Here is a 16,395-nt window from a genome sequence, read left to right as displayed (position 1 = left end):
CCACCGACCAGGATCCCGATGACGACCGGAGGCGACGTGCAGACCGACATCGTCGATGCCCACCACCACCTGTGGGACCGGAGCCGGCACCCGCAGCCCTGGATCGACCCGCAGTCGATGGGCGCCATCGACGCCGACTTCGGCCCGGCCGACCTCGCCGCGGCCACCCGAGCGGCCGGCGTCACCCAGACGGTGGTGGTACAGGCGATCCACTCCGCGGCCGAGACGGCCGACCTGCTGGACACGGCCGCCAACAGTGACCTCATCGCCGGTGTCGTCGGCTGGGTCGACGTCACGGCGGACGACGCGCCCCAGGCGATCCAGAAGCTGGCGACCGGCGGCAATCTCGTCGGCATCCGACACGTGGTCCAGAACGAACCCGACCCCGCGTTCCTCGATCGGACCGCCGTCCGGCGCGCCGTCGCGGCGACCGCCGACGCGGGGATCGTGTTCGACCTGGTGATCCGCCATCACCAGATACCCGCGGCGACCCGCCTGGCCGCCGACCTGCCACAGGTGTCCTTCGTTCTGGATCATCTCGGCAAACCGCCACTGGTCGACCGGGACCTGGGCGACTGGGTCTCCGACCTGCGGGCCATGGCCCGGCTGCCCAACGTGACGGCCAAGCTCTCCGGCCTGGCCACCGAGGCCGACTGGCAATCCTGGACCCGCCGCGACGTCGAACCCGCCGTCATGCACGCCCTGGACGTCTTCGGCCCCGAGCGGTTGATGTTCGGCTCCGACTGGCCGGTCAGCCTGCTCGCCACCGGCTACCAACGCTGGATCGACGTGCTCGCCGAGCTGCTCAGCGAATGCAGCGAAAGCGAGCGACGCGCGATCTGGCACCAGACCGCGCGCCGCACCTACCGGCTGCCACCGCCACCGGCGTGAGGCCGGTGTGGCCAGGTATGGAAGTTCCCGGAATCCGACTCTCCGGCTCAGGCCGTGGACAGCAGGCCGCGCGCGGCCTCGACCTGGTCGACGGCCCGGCACAGCGCGGCCACGATCCGCTCCTCGCTGTCCGTGCCGAGCCGGGCCAGCGGCACGGACAGGCTGATCGCGTCGGTCGCCGGCGCCTGCAACGGTACGGCCATCGCGAAGCAGGCGATGCCCTCGGTGTTCTCCTCGCGATCCACGGCGTAGCCGCGGGCCCGCACGGTGGCGAGTTCGGCGCGCAGCGCGTCCCGGGTGGTGATGGTGTGCGCGGTCAGGGCGGGCAGCGGCCAGGTCAGTAGCTGGTCGAGGGTGTCGTCCGGGCGGCCGGCGAGCAGGACCTTGCCCAGCGCGGTGGCGTGCGCCGGCAGCTGCCGCCCGATCGCGCTGTAGAGCCGCAACGGGTGCACCGACTCGCGTTTGGCCAGGTAGACGACGTGCGCGCCGTCGAGGCGTCCGAGGTGGACGGTCTCCCCGAACTGCTGCGACAGGTCGTCGAGAACGCTGCCCAGGAGTCCCACGGCGTCGTCCGTCGAGAGGTAGGCGGCGCCCACCTGAAGGGCGCGGACGCCCAGCCCGAATCGTGTTCCGGTGCTGTCGCTCTCCACCCAGCCGCGCTGTGCCATGGTCCGGAGGATGCCGTGCAGGCTGCTCTTCGGGATGTTCAGCGTGCGGGCCAGGTCGACCAGGGAACGCCGGTGCGGCGAGGCGGCCAGCGCTTCGAGTACCTCCAGCGTCCGGCCGGCCGACTTCACCGGTGGGAACGGTTCGGGTGCTGCCATGGCGGCCACTGTAGCGGTCTTGACAGCCGGATCGGCCCCAGTAGGGTCATGAGTGTGACCGATGTTCACCATGATGAACAAGATGTCTTCTCCGTCATCGAGGCGAGCCGGATCCTCCCCGTCGTCGTGCTCGACGACGCGCGTGACGCGGACCCCCTCGCCGCCGCCCTCGCCCGGGGCGGCCTGCGCAGCATCGAGGTGACCTTTCGGACCGTGGCCGCGGCCGAGGCCATCCGGGTCATGTCCGAGCGTCCCGAGGTGCTCGTCGGGGCCGGCACGGTGCTGACCCCGGCCCAGGTCGACCAGGCCGTCGAGGCCGGCGCGCGGTTCGTCGTCAGCCCCGGCTTCGGGCCCCAGGTCGTACGGCACTGTCAGCAGCTCGGTGTTCCGGTCTTTCCGGGCGCGGTGACGCCCACCGAGATCCAGCTGGCGCTCGACGCGGGCCTGGACACGGTCAAGTTCTTCCCGGCCGAGCAGCTCGGTGGCATCGGGATGCTGACGGCGCTCGCCGCACCGTTCCGCTCGGTGCGGTTCATCCCGACCGGCGGCGTCAACACCCGCAACCTCGCCGACTACCTCGCCCACCCCGCGGTGCTGGCCGTCGGCGGCACCTGGATGGTCGCCCCGGAGCTGATCGCCGCCGCCCGCTGGGACGAGGTCACCGCCCGCACCGCGGCGGCCGTCGCCGCCGCCCGTCCCGAGCCGGAGGCATGACGATGCGTCAGATCCGCCCCGCCGACGAGTGCCGATACGACCTGGTGTCGCTCGGCGAGATCATGCTCCGCCTCGACCCGGGCGAGGGCCGGGTGCGCACGGCCCGAAACTTCCGGGTGTGGGAGGGCGGCGGCGAATACAACGTGGCCCGCGGCCTGCGCCGCTGTTTCGGCCTGCGCACCGCCGTGGTGACGGCCTTCGCCGACAACGAGGTGGGCCGGTTGCTGGAGGACCTGGTGCTGCAGGGCGGGGTGGACACCTCGCTGGTGAAGTGGGTGCCCTACGACGGGATCGGCCGCACGGTCCGCAACGGGCTCAACTTCACCGAACGCGGTTTCGGCGTACGAGGCGCCGTCGGCACGTCCGACCGCGGCCACACCGCCGCCGGTCAGCTGCGTCCCGACGACGTCGACTGGGACCACCTGTTCGGCACGCTCGGGGTGCGCTGGCTGCACACCGGAGGCATCTATGCCGCGCTCTCCGGGACCACCCCGGACACCATGGAGGCGGCCATGGCCGCCGCCGCCCGGCACGGCACCGTCATCTCCTACGACCTCAACTACCGGCCCAGCCTGTGGAAGGCGGTCGGCGGGCAGGCCCGCGCGCGGGAGGTCAACCGCCGCCTCGCCCGCTACGTCGACGTGATGATCGGCAACGAGGAGGACTTCACCGCGTCGCTGGGCTTCGAGGTGCCCGACACCGACGCCGCCCTGACCCACCTCGACGTCGACAACTTCCGGCGGATGATCGAGGCGGTGACGAAGGAGTACGACAACTTCCAGGTGGTGGCCACCACGCTGCGTACCGTGCACAGCGCCACGGTCAACGACTGGGGTGCCGTCGCCTGGTCCGCCGACACCGGTTTCGTGGTGGCCACCCACCGACCCGGCCTGGAGATCCTCGACCGGGTCGGCGGCGGCGACAGTTTCGCCTCCGGGTTGATCTACGGGTTGCTGGCGAAGGGCGGCCTCGCGACCGCCGTGGAGTACGGGGCGGCACACGGCGCTCTCGCGATGACCACCCCCGGCGACACCTCGATGGCGAGCCTCAAGGAAGTCGAGGCCCTGGTCGGTGGCGGCGGCGCGCGCGTGCAGCGCTGACCGGTCAGCCGGCGGCGGGAGCCGTCACCCGGGTGACCAGGCCGGCGCCGCTGTCGTAGCGGACCGGGATCGGGTCGCTGAGCTCGCCGACGAACTCGCCGTCCACCTCGTCGACGAAACCGATCAGGGACCAGCCGTCGGCGTCGGGGACCAGCCGCGGCGCGTACAGGTTCGGGGTCACCACCGGCCGGGCCGACGCCACGTCCCAGGGGCCCTGGACCGTCGGCGCGTTCGCCACCCAGAGCTGGTGGGTCGAGCCACGGCCGGCGGCGATGGCGTTGGTGCAGAACAGCAGCAGCGGCTGCCCGTCCACCACGGCGACCTGCGGCACCTCGAGGTGGCCGAAGCCGGCCGGCGCGGACAACGGCGGCTGGACGGTCCAGGTGAGCAGGTCGGGCGAGGTCGCGTGGCCGATGACGCCCCGTGCGTCGGCCGGTCCCTGGTTGGCGCGGGCGGTGATGAGCATGTGCCAGCCGTTGCCGTCGGGATCGGGGAAGACCCAGGGGTCGCGCCAGGCCTGTTCGTACCACATCTCGCGGTCGAGCACCTCGTACCAGGCGGGGTCGGCTTCCACGACGAGCCCGTCGCCGTGCCGCCGCCAGGTGATCAGGTCGTCGGAGACGGCCAGCCCGATGCGCTGGACCAGCCCGTCGTCGGCCCGGCCGACGCCGGTGTAGAACAGGTACCACCGCCCGTCCGGGCCCCGGACCGTGCAGCCGGTCCAGGTGGCCAGATCGTCCCAGCCGGGCGGGTCGGCGGGCACGAGCGCATCGGCGACCAGCCGCCAGGAGCGCAGGTCGGTGGAGACGGCGTGGCCGATGGAGGCGCGCCGGTGACGACGGTGCGGGTCCAGCAGGGCCCGGGAGGCACGCAGGAAGAACACGTGCCACGAACCGTCGTCGTCCTGGGCGTACCAGCTGTCCCACACCCAGTGGTCGGGCAGACGTAGCATGGCGGGAAAGCTATCAGTAAATCGGTTTAGCGGCTAGCGCGGGTTTCGTCCGGCGAGCCGACGGGGGAGTCAGCCGGCCGGGGCGCCGACCGAGCGACGGCGGCGCAGCGGCATCGGCACGTACGACGGCTCGTGCGTGTCGCCGTCCACCAGCAACTCCACCGCCCGCCGTCCCATCTGCTCGTGCGGCAGCGCGGCGGTGGACAGTTTCGGGCGCAGCCAGGTGGCGATCGGATCGTCGTCGAAGGAGATCATCGAGATGTCTCCCGGGATGCTCAGGCCGGCCTCGCCGAGCGCCTGGTAGGCGCCGAAGGCGAGCCGGTCGTTCATGCAGATGATGGCGCTCGGTCGGGTCGGCCGCCGCAGCAGCGCGCGGGTCGCGGTGTAGCCGTGTTCCGGCTGCCACTCCGGGCAGAAGCCCTCGGTCGACAGCGTGACACCGGCGTCGGCGAGGGTGCCCCGGATGCCGCGCAGCCGGGCCGCGGCGGCCAGCGAGATCTCCGGGTCGCGTTCCTTCTGGCGGTTGCGGCCGATCAGGGCGATCCGGTCCCGGTGGCCGTGCGCGAGCAGGGTCTCGGCAATCCTCGCGCCGGCCCGTTCGTCGTCCGGCAGCACGCTGGGCAGCGGCTCCGCGCTTGTCGCGTTGAGCAGCACCACCCGGCCGCCGAGGATGGCCGGCGGCACCGCCAGCCGGCGGGTCGCCATGGCCGCGTAGATCACGCCGTCGACCTGGCGGTCGAGGATCGCGTCGATCGCGTACTGCTCGAAGGCCGCGTCGCCCTGGGTCTCGGTGATGAGCAGGACGTGATCGCGCTCGCGGGCGGCGTCGAGCGCACCCCGGATCAGGCCGCCGGCGAAGCGGGTGGTGGCGACGATGTCGGAGACGAACGCGATGGTGGCGGTCTTGCGGGTCCGCAGGCTCCGGGCGGCCACGTTGGGTCGGTAACCGAGTTCCTCGGCCGCCGCGAAGACCCGTTGGTGGGCCTCCGCCGAGAGCCGGGTGCCCTCCCGGCCGTTGAGCACCATCGACGCGGCCGTCTTGGACAGCCCGGCTCGTTCGGCGACGTCGGCCAGGGTTGCGCGGTCGCGGCCCATCAGTCCTCCGATCCCGGCGATCCGTCCCGCCGCTGCTGCTCATCATGATGCGTCCGGTCCCGGCGTCCGTCACCGCCTCCGCCGGCCCGACCTCGGCGAGACCGTTGTGTGAACCAGCCGTTTCCGGACCGTTGCCAACTGCTTCTTGACAGTCCCAGGTCGCACGCGCATGCTCTGCTAAATCAGTTTAGCGAGGCTGTTCACCGCTTCGGAGGCCCCCGCCTCCGCTGCTCATATCGGGACCGCGAGCCGGAATCGGCGCGCGACGCGCGACACGTGACGGCCGGCGGCCGGGCGGGTGGCGACTGCCACCGCCGCCGTCGACGGACGAGGCGCGCGGATCTAGTCAAAGGGAGCTAATGACGTGCCGGAGTTTCCGAGGATGACCCGCCGCCGGTTCGCAGTGCTGGTGCCACTGCTCGCCGCCGGCCTGACCATCACCGCCTGCAGCCCACCCGGCGAGGAGCAGACGACGTCGGGCGACTCCGACGCCAAGGTCAGCACGGAGCTGGGGTCCGAGCAGATCACCCTGGAGATGTACGCCGAGACCGGCTTCCCGCTGGCCAAGGCGCTCGCCGACGAGTTCACCAAGCAGCACCCGAACGTCAAGTTCAACATCCGCGAGGACCAGTTCACCGTCATCGTGGAGAACGCGCCGCGGGTGCTGGCCTCGGACAACGCGCCCGACATCATCCGGCTGCCCACCATGGTCGACCTGGTCAAGGACGGGCTGCTGAAGAACATGGACCCGTACTTCGACGCGTACGGGTGGGACAAGTTCCCCGCCTCGCAGCTGGTCCAGCTGCGGATCGGCGAGGGCGGCGTGCGGGGCGACGGCTCCCTGTACGGCATGGGCCTGGGCTACAGCGTCACCGGCGTGTTCTACAACAAGGAGCAGGCCGCGAAGATCGGCATGACCCAGCCGCCGGCCACCATCGCCGAGTTCGAGGAGCTGCTGGCCAAGGCCAAGGCCGCCAACCTGCAGCCGATCATGCAGTTCAACAAGAACACTGCCGGCATCAACTTCCCGCACCAGGCGCTGCAGAACCAGTACGGCGACCCGGCCCAGATCGCGGACTGGGTCTTCCAGAAGCCGGGTGCCACCTTCGACACCCCGGCCGCCCTGAAGGCCACCCAGACCATCCAGAAGTGGGCGAAGGCCGGCTACTTCCCGAAGGACGCGAACGCCATCGACTACACCGCGATGATGGGCGAGTTCGGCAAGGGCAACGGCCTGTTCATGTTCAACGGCGACTGGGAGTCGGCGAACCTGGACAAGAGCCTGGCCGGCAAGGTCGGCTTCTTCCTCTTCCCGGGTGAGACCGCCGAGGCCAAGCGCGTGGCGATGTCGGCGCCGAACACCTTCGGCGTCGGTGCCAAGGCCAAGAACGCCGACGCCGCCGCCTTCTTCCTCAACTGGGTGCACACCAACGACAAGGCCCGGGAGATCTCGGTGAACGTGGGCGGTTCGAGCCCGGGTGGCCCGGCCGACCTGCCCCTGCCGTCGGTGAAGGAGGGCACCGTGCTGGCCGAGACCCTGAAGGCCGCGCAGCAGCTCGGCGCCGACAACGGTGCGATCGACTTCACCGCGAACGCGACCGGCGGCATCTTCGCCTCGGCCATCACGCCCGAGATGCAGAAGCTGGTCGCCGGCCAGCAGACGCCCGAGGGGTACGTGAAGGCGGTCCAGGCCGAGTACGAGAAGGAACTGTCCCGATGACGTCTGCCCTCGGCGGCGCTCCGGCCGGGTCGGGCATCGCGTCCCGACCCGGCCGGGGGAATCCTGGATCACCCGTGCGGCTCCACCGGAAGCGGTGGGGCCGCACGGCCCGGTGGATCGGGTGGTTGTGGGTGCTGCCCGCGCTGCTCATGTACGGGTTCTTCGTGCTGCGCCCGCTCGTGCTCACCGTGCAGTACTCGCTGTACCGCTGGAACGGCATCGGGGCGGCCCGGTGGGTCGGGCTGGACAACTACCTGACCGTCTTCACCGACCGGGACCTGCTGAAGATCATTTCGAACGCGTTCATCCTGATCATCTTCTTCAGCTTCGTGCCGGTCGTGCTGGGCCTGGTGGTGGCCAGCCTGGTGCGGCGCATCGCCACCGGCCCGGCCGGCACGCTGGTCCGTACCGTGCTCTTCCTGCCCCAGGTGATTCCCCTGGTGGCGGCCGGCATCGCCTGGAGCTGGGTGATGTCCAGCAGCGGCCTGGTCAACCAGGTGCTGCGGACGGTCGGGCTGGGGTCGATCACCCGGCCCTGGCTCGGTGAGTTCGACACCGCGCTGCCGGCGGTGGGCGTGATCGGCGCCTGGGTCATGCTCGGCCTCTGCACCATCCTGCTGATCACCGGCATGAGCAAGATCGACCCGTCGCTCTACGAGGCGGCCCGGATGGACGGCGCCGGCTCGATCCGCGAGTTCTTCGCGGTCACCCTGCCCAGCCTGCGCCAGGAGATCGGCATCTGCCTCACCGTGACGATCATCGCGGCCCTGGCCAGCTTCGACATCGTCTACATCTCCACCAGCGGCGGACCGGGCATCCAGACGACCGTGCCGGGCCTGGAGATCTACCGGCTCGCCTTCTCCCAGCGACAGGTCGGGCTGGCCTCCGCGCTGGGCGTGGTGCTGATGCTGCTGGTCCTGGTGTGCGTGCTGCCGATCCAACGGCTGACCCGGGGGGAGAAGCCATGAACCTGACCAGTCGCAGCGAGCGGCTGACCGGACGGATCTTCCTGATCGCGCTGGTCGTCGTCACCCTGCTGCCGTTCCTGAGCATGCTCTCGGCGGCCCTGCAACCGCGCGGCACCGTGCCCACCGGCCTGGCCTGGCCGACGGACCCGCAGTGGGGCAACTTCGCCGACGCCTTCACCGCCGCGAACATGGGCGCCCTGCTGAAGTCGAGCATGCTGATCGTGGCCGGGGTGGTGCCGTTCGCCGTGCTCATCGCGACCATGGCCGGCTTCGGGCTCGGCCACCTGCGGGTGCCCGGCGGCCACTTCGCCTTCGGGCTGCTGCTGCTCGGCCTGACCCTGCCCTTCGAGGCCGTGGTCACCCCGCTGTACTACCAGATCCGGGACCTGGGCCTGCTCAACACCCGATGGGCGATCATCCTGCCGCTGATCGGCCTCTACATGCCGTTCGCGGTGTTCTGGATGCGGGCGCACTTCATCAACGTGCCGCGCGAACTGTCCGAGGCGGCGCGGGTCGACGGCAGCAACACCTGGCAGCTGTTCTGGCGGGTGCATGTGCCGCTGGCCCGACCGGCCGTCGCGTCGCTGACCATCCTGCTGTTCCTGTGGACCTGGAACCAGTTCCTGCTCGCCATCGTCCTCGTCGACGACGCCACCAAGCGGACGATGGCCGGCGCGCTCGGCGCCTTCCAGGGGCAGTGGGGGACCGACCTGGTGTTGCTGTGCGCGGGGTCGCTGCTGATCCTGACCCCGACCCTCATCGTGTTCGTGATCTTCCAGCGGCAGTTCATCAAGGCGCTGTTGCAGGGTTCCGTGAAGGGATGACGAGTGTGACCGACCCGCAGATCCACGGCCACGTCGACGAGGGCTTCGGCCCGGTCGCCGACGTGTTCCGGGGCAACTTCGCCAGCCGGGGAGAGGTGGGCGCCGCGGTCGCCGTCTACGTCGCCGGCCGCAAGGTCGTCGACCTGTACGGCGGGCTGGCCGATCCCCGGACCGGTCGTCCGTGGACCGCCGACACGCCCGCGGTCGTCTTCTCCGTCACCAAGGGGATCATGGCGATCTGCGCGTACCGGCTGGTGCAGGAGGGGCGGCTCGACCTGGACGCCCCGGTCACCCGCTACTGGCCGGGGTTCGGCCAGCACGGCAAGGCGGAGATCCCGGTCCGCTGGCTGCTCACCCACCAGTCCGGCCTGCCGGCGCTGGACAAGCCGTTCACCCGCGAGGAGGTCATCGCCTGGGACCCGGTGATCGAGGCGATCGAGGCGCAGGCACCGCTGTGGCAACCGGGCACGGCGCACAGCTACCACCCGATCACCTACGGCTGGCTGATCGGCGAGGTGATCCGCCGGATCACCGGTGAGCTGCCCGGCGCCTACTTCGCCCGTACCCTCGGCGAGCCGCTCGGCCTGCGCACCTGGCTCGGCCTGCCGGCCGCCGAGCGCGACGCGGTCGCCTGGATGCTGGCGCCGATCGGCGACCCCGGCCCGGCCGCCCACCCGGTCGCCGAGCGCGGCATCACCATGGGCGGCGCCTTCGCCTTCCCCGCCGACGAGAACGGCCTGGTCAGCTTCAACGACCCGGCCATCCAGGCCGCCCAGATCGCGGGCGCGGGCGCGGTCAGCACCGCGGCGGGCCTGGCCCGCCTCTACGGCGCCTGCGTCGCCGACGTCGACGGGCCGCGCCTGCTCAGTGCCGCGTCCGTCGACGACGCCATCACCGTGCGGGCCGCCGGCCAGCAGGTGTACGGGCATCCCGACATCGGCCACCGGTGGGGCACCGGCTTCCTGGTGCACTCGGCGCCGCGCCCGATGGTCGGCGCGCGCAGCTTCGGCCACGACGGCGCGGGTGGGCACCTGGCCTTCGCCGACGACACCCACCAGGTCGGCTTCGGCTACGTGGTGAACCAGATGGGTGGTGTCGACGACGTGCGGGCCGACCTGCTCAGCGCGGCGCTGCGCGACTGCCTGGCGGGTTAGCCGGCCCCGGCAGCCCCCGGGTCGGCCCGATCTCAGGGCCGCCCGGGGACAACTGTCATGCCCGTTCTCGCGGCGACATCCCGCTCGGCGAGCCCGCGTCGCCGGTCATCGAGTCCTCGGCGGCCCGCCGCAGGACGCGGCGTCGGGACGGGTTCTCCCGGGCCGGCGGCACCCGCTGGCCCCGTTCGGCCGACCGCGCCACCGGCCGGGCGGGCCGGTGGGGCGCCTCGCCCGCCTCGGTGACCAGGTGTTCGGTCTCCTGCACCAGGTAGTGCGGTCGGCGTTTGGTCTCGTAGTAGATCCGGCCGATGTACTCCCCGATCACCCCGAGGATCATCATCTGGATGCCGCCGAGCCCGATCACGCTGACGATGATGGTGGTGTACCCGGGCACGTCGATGCCCTTCTCGACGGCGTCCGCGACCACCCAGGCCATGTAGGCCACCGCGATCAGGGTGAGGAACAGCCCGCCGTAGATCGCCAGGCGCAGCGGCCGGTTGTTGAACGACAGCAGGCCGTCGAACGCGTAGTTGAAGAGCTTGCTCAGCGTCCACCTGCTCCGGCCCGCCTGCCGGGTCTCGTTGCGGTGGGCCACCACGGCCGTCCGGAAGCCGATCCAGGAGAACAGCCCCTTGGAGAAGCGGTTGTATTCCGGCATCGCCAGCACCGCGTCGACCGCGAGCCGGGACAGCAGCCGGAAGTCACCCGCCCCGTCCTGGAGGCGTACGTCGATCCACCAGTTGATGATCCGGTAGAAGGACCGGGAGGCGACCATGCGTACGAACCGGTCGCCGTGCCGGTCGCGGCGGGCGATCACCTGGTCGAAGCCCTGCCGGTACAACGCCACCATCTCCGGCAGCAGCCGGGGCGGGTGTTGCAGGTCCGCGTCCATGATGACGACCGCGTCGCCGGTGGCCCGCTCCAGGCCGGCGAGCATCGCCGCCTCCTTGCCGAAGTTGCGGCTCAGCGAGGTGTAGCAGACGGCCGGGTCGGCGGCGGCGAGCCGGCGCAGCGCCGCGAGGGTGCCGTCCGCGCTGCCGTCGTCGACGTACACCACCTCGACGTCGACGTCGGGCAGGTCGGCCAACGCGTCGCGCACGGTCCGGTGCAACCGCTCGACCGACGCCTCCTCGTTGAAACAGGGCACCACCACCGACAGCCGCATCGTCGTCACCCCGCCCGGCCCAGGTGTCCGCCGCCGGGCCGCCCGGCGCGCTCCTCACAGGTGATAGACCAGCACGCCATCGATGTCCTCCCGGGTGATGCCCAGCCCGTCGACGGGTCGGGCCTCGATGCCCTCCCACGGCGTTCCCGCCGTGTTGCTCGGCACGGCCACCACCGACCGCACCCCGATCCCGCGCAGGTACGCCACGCTGCCCGGGTCGGGGAACGAGGCCACCGCCGCCCGGGTCTGGGCCTGGGTGGCCGGCTCGAACCCGGCCAGGCCGTTGGTGATCCGCGGGAAGCCGTCGGTCGTCCACAACATGTACGTCAGGTCGCCCGCCCCGCCGGCGGGCAGCATCAGGATCGGCTCCTGCGCCGTGCGCAGCGCGGCCGGCGGCCGGGGCACGACCGGGTGGGGTGTCCGGTTGACGCCCTCCAGGGTGACCAGGGCCAGCGGCACCAGCAGGACCAGCGAGGTGAGGATCCGGCTCCGGCGGCGGGACGTGGGCTGCCCCGACGACTCGGCCAGCGCCGTCACCAGTCCGGCGGCCAGCACCGCCAGCAGCAGGCTGGTCCAGTGCATCATCCGGCCCGGCGTGCGCAACGCGTCCCAGCCCGGCAGGTGCATCGACAGCGTCAGATAGCCGGGATCGCCGTCGCCGCCGAGGGTGGCGCCCAGGCCCAGCAGCACCGTGCCGAGCACGCCGAGCCCCAGCGCGACCCGGTGCCGCAGCGGATACACCGAGACGAACAGCCCCGCCGCGGCCAACCCGATCAGGGCCATGCCCGGCAGCAGCGCCATCTCCGGCGGCCAGGACAACTGTTCCCGGGCGGCGGCGTGCCGCTCGCCCCACAACCACGAGTCGCCCGGCGCGGTGACGAACCCGAGCAGCGGTGGGGAGAACATGGTCGTCCAGTCCAGCGTCCGGACGGCCTGCGGGTTGAGGTCGACGACGCGCAGGTAGACCAGGCCGAGCAGCAGCGTCACCGTGCCGAACGCGGCCCCGCCGGCCAGGTCCGCGAGCAGCAGCCGCCGGCCGAACGGTGGGCGTTCCCGCCGGCGCCACCAGGCCAGGCCGTAGCAGCCGGCCGCCACCAGGGTCGCGGCGAGCAGGAAGTAGACCAGCGGCAGCCCGATGCCGAAGCCGAGGCTGACCTGCCAGGCGGCGACGAGCCACCCGGCCAGCGCCCAGCCGGGCCGCCGCCGCTCCGGCCGGTATCCGTGTCGCAGCGACCAGCCGTGACCACGGGCCAGCATCGCCAGGGCCAGCGCGATCCCCCCGCTGGACAGGATGTTCAGGTGGCCCGAGTGGGCCAGCCGCCACGGCGCGAACGCCCAGGCGACCCCGGCGACCGCGCCGCCCCACCGGCCCGCGCCGAGCTGCCGCACCAGCGCGTACGCCCCGACGAACGCCAGCGCGTGCAGCAGCACGTACGCCACGTTGTACCGGATCAGGGCGGCCTCGAAGCCGGAGCCGAGCATCCCGAGCGGGGCGTACCCGAGCAGGGTGTCGCTGTAGGCGTAGGTGTACCGCTCGGGATAGAACGTGTTGGAGTGCCACAGGCCGGCCGGGTCGCTGAGCAGGGCGTGCCCCGACCAGGCGATCTGCCACGCCTGCAAGGTGGGGTCGCCGAGGTCGCCGGGGATCGTGCTCGCCGGGTGCCGCAGCGTCGGCCAGGTCAGCACCACCGCCAGCAGCAGGCCGGCCAGGGTCGCCCAGGTCCATTCGGGGCGGGGCCAGCGCCGGCCGGCCCGCCCGTCGGGTTTCCGGCCGGCGGTGGTCTCGTCCGGGCTCGCGATGTCGGCGGTCGGCCGGGCGTCAGTGGACCGGGTGTTCATGTAATAGATACTCCCCGATGCGTTGGCCTTGTCGATCAACTGTCCGAAGTGTGGGCCGTCGCCGGGGTAGTGGTCGGGCGGTTCGCGAACTCATCCGAGGGCTCCTCGCCGTGCCGGCGCTGTGCTGGTGAGGTCGTCGCACGTCCGCCGGCCGGTCCGGCCGGCCCCGCGGTCCGGAGCTGCCGGATGGTGCTGCCGACGGCGGCCCGCAGGGGCCGACGGTGCGACGGCCACGCCACGACCGCGAGTCGCCTGACGGCGCGGCCGGGAACGTGGTGTGCGGACGCTGCCCGAGGCGTCCGCGGCGATCAGCGAGCTGCTCCCGCGGCAACACTCCCTGTGATCGACAACATAGCCACCCGCCGATGGGAAGGCAAGCGCCGAACCCGTGTCGGTCAGGGCAGGATCTCGACGTACCCGTCGGTGCCGTGCACCCGGATCCGCTGCCCGTCGCGGATCAGCCGGGTGGCGTCCGGCACGCCGACGACCGCCGGCAGGCCGTACTCCCGGGCGATCACCGCGCCATGGGTCATCAGGCCGCCCACCTCCGTCACTAGGCCCGCGACCGCGACGAACAGCGGCGACCAGCTGGGATCGGTGTAGGCGGTGACCAGGATGTCGCCCGGCTCGACAGCGGCCTGCGCCAGGTCGAGCAGGACGCGGGCCCGGCCCTCGACGGTCCCGGCGGAGACCGGCAGGCCGACCAGGGCGCCGGCCGGCACGTCGTCGCGCCGGTACGCGCCAGTGACGGCCTCGCCGTCGGAGGTGAGCACCCGCGGCGGGGTGAGTGCGTGGTACGACCGGAAGGCGTCCCGGCGCTCCCGGATCAGCTGGTGGTCCGCCCGGTTCGCGCGCACCACGTCGTGCAGTTCGGGGAAGGTGAGATAGAAGATGTCCTCCCGATCCGGGAGCACGCCGGCCCGCACGAGGCGCTCGGCCTCGGCCAGCAGGGCCTGCTTGTAGACGAAGTAGCGGCTGACGATCCCGTACTTCGGGTATTCCCGGTAGCCGATGAAGGTGCGGACCCGGTCGATCATCCGCTTGGCCTCGTCGGCCTTGCGCGCCCCGTCCGGCAGGGCCCGCAGGCGCGACAGCACCTCCTGCTCCTTCCGGCTCGCCTCCCGCCGCCCCTGTGCGAAGCGCCGCTCGGCGGCGCCCGGCGCGAAGTTGCGGACGTTGTCGAGGATCAGCGGGACGAGCGTGCGGGGGCGCTCGCGCCAGCGCGGCCGGGTGATGTCGATCTCGCCGACGCAGCGCATCCCGTACCGGTCGAGGTACGCCTCGATGGCGTCGCGCGCCTCGACGCCGCCCGCCAGCTTCGGCAACTCGTCCAGGAAACCCTCGTCCTCGACGTCCCGCAGGAACGCCACCACCTCCGGGTACGGGCGGATCACGTCGGCGACGTCCAGCAGCGCCAGGCCCATCTCCGAGGTGACGTTGTTCGGGGCGGACAGCGTGAGCGTGTCGGCCGCGTTCTTCTCGCCCAGCCACTCCCACAGCTGGTCGTTGAGCCACCAGGTGGCCTGCATCCCCGCCATGATCGCCTGCATGCTCACCGGATCGCCGAGGATCCGCTTGTGCTCCTCGAAGGCCGCCAGCAGGAAGTCGAACAGCTCCGGCCCGGTCTTCGTGCGGATGTCGCGCCGCAGGGCGGCGACGGACGCCTCGCTGCGCGCGATCAGTTCGGCGACGATGGCCGGATCGGTCTCGATCGGGGCGGGCGCGCCGCGGGCCGCCGGCCCGCCCGGCTCCGGGTCCGGCAGCGACGGGACGAAGTCGGCGCGCGCGAGGACGGTCTCCAGCGCGTCCCTGGTCAGCGGATCGGACCTGCCGATCATGTCCAGCAGGCCGGCGCGGCTCGCGGGCGCGGCCAGGCCCCGGGTGGCGTCGACGAACAGCCGCCCACCGGCCACGTGCATCGGCGCCATGGCCGTCAACTGCCACACGGACAGGCCCAGCGGCTTCATCGGGTCGGTCATCATCTGCTGGTGGCCGACCGAGAGGTAGACGTGGTTCTCCGCGTCGTGGGCCTCGGGAACGGGAAACAGCGTGGTGATCGGCCGGCTCTGCACGATCTGGAAGTCGTCGTCGACCAGGCACCACTCGATGTCCTGCGGGCGGCCGAAGTGCGCCTCGATCCGCCGGCCGAGCCGTACCAGCCGCAGGACCTGCGCGTCGGTCAGCGCCGGTTGCTCCTGCCGTCGCGGGTCGATCGCCACCTCCCGGGTACCGCCCGCCGGTAGGGCGTGCACGGCACGCTGCTTGGCGGCGACCGCCCTGGCCACGATCTCGCCGTCGCGGACCCGGAAGACGTCCGGGTTCACCAGGCCGGAGACCAGCGCCTCGCCGAGGCCGAAGCCGGCGTCCACCGTGGCGACCTTCCGGTTGCCGCTGACCGGGTCGGCGGTGAACAGGACGCCGGCGGCCTCCGGGAGGACCATCCGCTGCACCACCACGGCCATCTGGACCGTCCGGTGGTCGATGCCGGTGCGCTGGCGGTAGGTCACGGCCCGCTCGGTGAACAGCGACGCCCAGCACCGGCTGACGTGCGCCACGATCGCCGCCGCCCCCACCACGTTGAGGTACGTGTCCTGCTGGCCGGCGAAGGACGCCGTCGGCAGGTCCTCCGCTGTCGCGCTGGATCGGACGGCGTAGGCGGCCTGCTCGCCGAACCGGGCGAGCGCCTCGGTGATCGCCGCCGTCAGGTCGTCGGGGACGGCGACCCCTTCGATGATCCGGCGGATCTCCGCGCTCAGCTCGCCGATCGCCGCCCGGTCGTCCGGGCCCAGGCGGGACAGTTGATCGAGCCGATCCTCGATCGCCGGCGCCTCGGCCATGATCCGCCGGAAGGCGTCCGTCGTCACGCAGAAGCCGGCCGGCACGCGGATGCCCCCGATCCGGGCCAGCCCGCCCAGGTGCGCCCCCTTGCCCCCGACGAGCGCCCCCTGCTTCTCGTCGACCTCGCTCAGCTCCACCACGTACCGCTCGACCATGCCGTGCCCCCCGTTTCCGCAGCTTGTCGCCTCGGCCGACGATTCTGCGCCAGGGCACGGGTCTTGCCGCAAGCCCCCAGGTGCGGTATATGTTGATAGTGGCAGGGAGAGTGGTCTCCTTGCCTTTTCTGTTGGGGCGTCAACTGGAGCCGGCAC

The 16,395-nt window shown here is 71.9% G+C and carries 12 protein-coding genes and 1 pseudogene; 7 read left to right on the top strand and 6 right to left on the bottom strand.

The genetic code is table 11. The features are described from left to right. The first annotated feature begins 18 nt into the window (after positions 1 to 18). The gene (locus K7640_RS24650) at positions 19 to 891 is read left to right on the top strand and encodes an amidohydrolase (protein ID WP_222957290.1); all 873 of its coding nucleotides are present in this window, start codon (positions 19 to 21) and stop codon (positions 889 to 891) included. 47 nt (positions 892 to 938) lie between these two features. Here K7640_RS24650 and K7640_RS24645 read toward each other — a convergent pair whose 3' ends face one another. Beyond that, positions 939 to 1,715, bottom strand: a complete 777-nt coding sequence (locus K7640_RS24645; protein WP_255609890.1) for an IclR family transcriptional regulator — start codon at positions 1,713 to 1,715, stop codon at positions 939 to 941. Between the two features lie 54 nt (positions 1,716 to 1,769). Between K7640_RS24645 and eda the strand changes: the two genes are divergently transcribed. After that, the gene (eda, locus tag K7640_RS24640; RefSeq protein WP_222957288.1) at positions 1,770 to 2,429 is read left to right on the top strand and encodes a bifunctional 4-hydroxy-2-oxoglutarate aldolase/2-dehydro-3-deoxy-phosphogluconate aldolase; all 660 of its coding nucleotides are present in this window, start codon (positions 1,770 to 1,772) and stop codon (positions 2,427 to 2,429) included. 2 nt (positions 2,430 to 2,431) lie between these two features. Then, positions 2,432 to 3,529, top strand: a complete 1,098-nt coding sequence (locus K7640_RS24635; protein WP_255609888.1) for a sugar kinase — start codon at positions 2,432 to 2,434, stop codon at positions 3,527 to 3,529. A gap of 4 nt (positions 3,530 to 3,533) precedes the next feature. Here K7640_RS24635 and K7640_RS24630 read toward each other — a convergent pair whose 3' ends face one another. Continuing rightward, positions 3,534 to 4,481, bottom strand: a complete 948-nt coding sequence (locus K7640_RS24630) for a family 43 glycosylhydrolase (protein ID WP_222957286.1) — start codon at positions 4,479 to 4,481, stop codon at positions 3,534 to 3,536. Positions 4,482 to 4,550: 69 nt separating this feature from the next. Next, positions 4,551 to 5,576, bottom strand: coding sequence for a LacI family DNA-binding transcriptional regulator (locus K7640_RS24625; RefSeq protein ID WP_222957285.1), 1,026 nt, complete (start codon positions 5,574 to 5,576; stop codon positions 4,551 to 4,553). Between the two features lie 364 nt (positions 5,577 to 5,940). On the opposite strand from K7640_RS24625, the gene K7640_RS24620 reads away from it, so the two are divergent. The 4 genes from K7640_RS24620 to K7640_RS24605 all read left to right on the top strand — a co-directional run bounded on the left by K7640_RS24620 (position 5,941) and on the right by K7640_RS24605 (position 10,242). Next, on the top strand, positions 5,941 to 7,296 hold the full coding sequence (locus K7640_RS24620) for an ABC transporter substrate-binding protein (protein WP_222957284.1): 1,356 nt from the start codon (positions 5,941 to 5,943) through the stop codon (positions 7,294 to 7,296). Between the two features lie 74 nt (positions 7,297 to 7,370). Continuing rightward, complete coding sequence (locus K7640_RS24615; protein WP_308042687.1) at positions 7,371 to 8,264, top strand: sugar ABC transporter permease; 894 nt, start codon at positions 7,371 to 7,373, stop codon at positions 8,262 to 8,264. Continuing rightward, complete coding sequence (locus K7640_RS24610) at positions 8,261 to 9,088, top strand: carbohydrate ABC transporter permease (RefSeq protein WP_222957282.1); 828 nt, start codon at positions 8,261 to 8,263, stop codon at positions 9,086 to 9,088. The genes K7640_RS24615 and K7640_RS24610 overlap by 4 nt, the downstream gene beginning before the upstream one ends. Next, on the top strand, positions 9,085 to 10,242 hold the full coding sequence (locus tag K7640_RS24605; RefSeq protein ID WP_255609887.1) for a serine hydrolase domain-containing protein: 1,158 nt from the start codon (positions 9,085 to 9,087) through the stop codon (positions 10,240 to 10,242). The genes K7640_RS24610 and K7640_RS24605 overlap by 4 nt, the downstream gene beginning before the upstream one ends. 249 nt (positions 10,243 to 10,491) lie before the next feature. Here the strand turns inward: K7640_RS24605 and K7640_RS24600 are convergent. From K7640_RS24600 to rph, 3 genes and pseudogenes are all read right to left on the bottom strand, one after another. Then, positions 10,492 to 11,416, bottom strand: a pseudogene (locus K7640_RS24600) (glycosyltransferase family 2 protein); the annotation flags it as partial. 45 nt (positions 11,417 to 11,461) lie between these two features. Continuing rightward, positions 11,462 to 13,246, bottom strand: a complete 1,785-nt coding sequence (locus K7640_RS24595; protein ID WP_222957281.1) for a hypothetical protein — start codon at positions 13,244 to 13,246, stop codon at positions 11,462 to 11,464. Positions 13,247 to 13,641: 395 nt separating this feature from the next. Continuing rightward, the gene (gene rph / locus K7640_RS24590) at positions 13,642 to 16,239 is read right to left on the bottom strand and encodes a rifamycin-inactivating phosphotransferase (protein WP_222957280.1); all 2,598 of its coding nucleotides are present in this window, start codon (positions 16,237 to 16,239) and stop codon (positions 13,642 to 13,644) included. Between the last annotated feature and the right edge of the window lie 156 nt (positions 16,240 to 16,395).

Origin of the sequence: Micromonospora sp. PLK6-60, assembly GCF_019890675.1 — a bacterium.
In the GTDB taxonomy this organism is placed as follows: Bacteria; Actinomycetota; Actinomycetes; order Mycobacteriales; family Micromonosporaceae; genus Micromonospora.
Note: the sequence above shows the minus strand (reverse complement) of the source record. Positions and strands in the feature narration are given on the sequence as shown.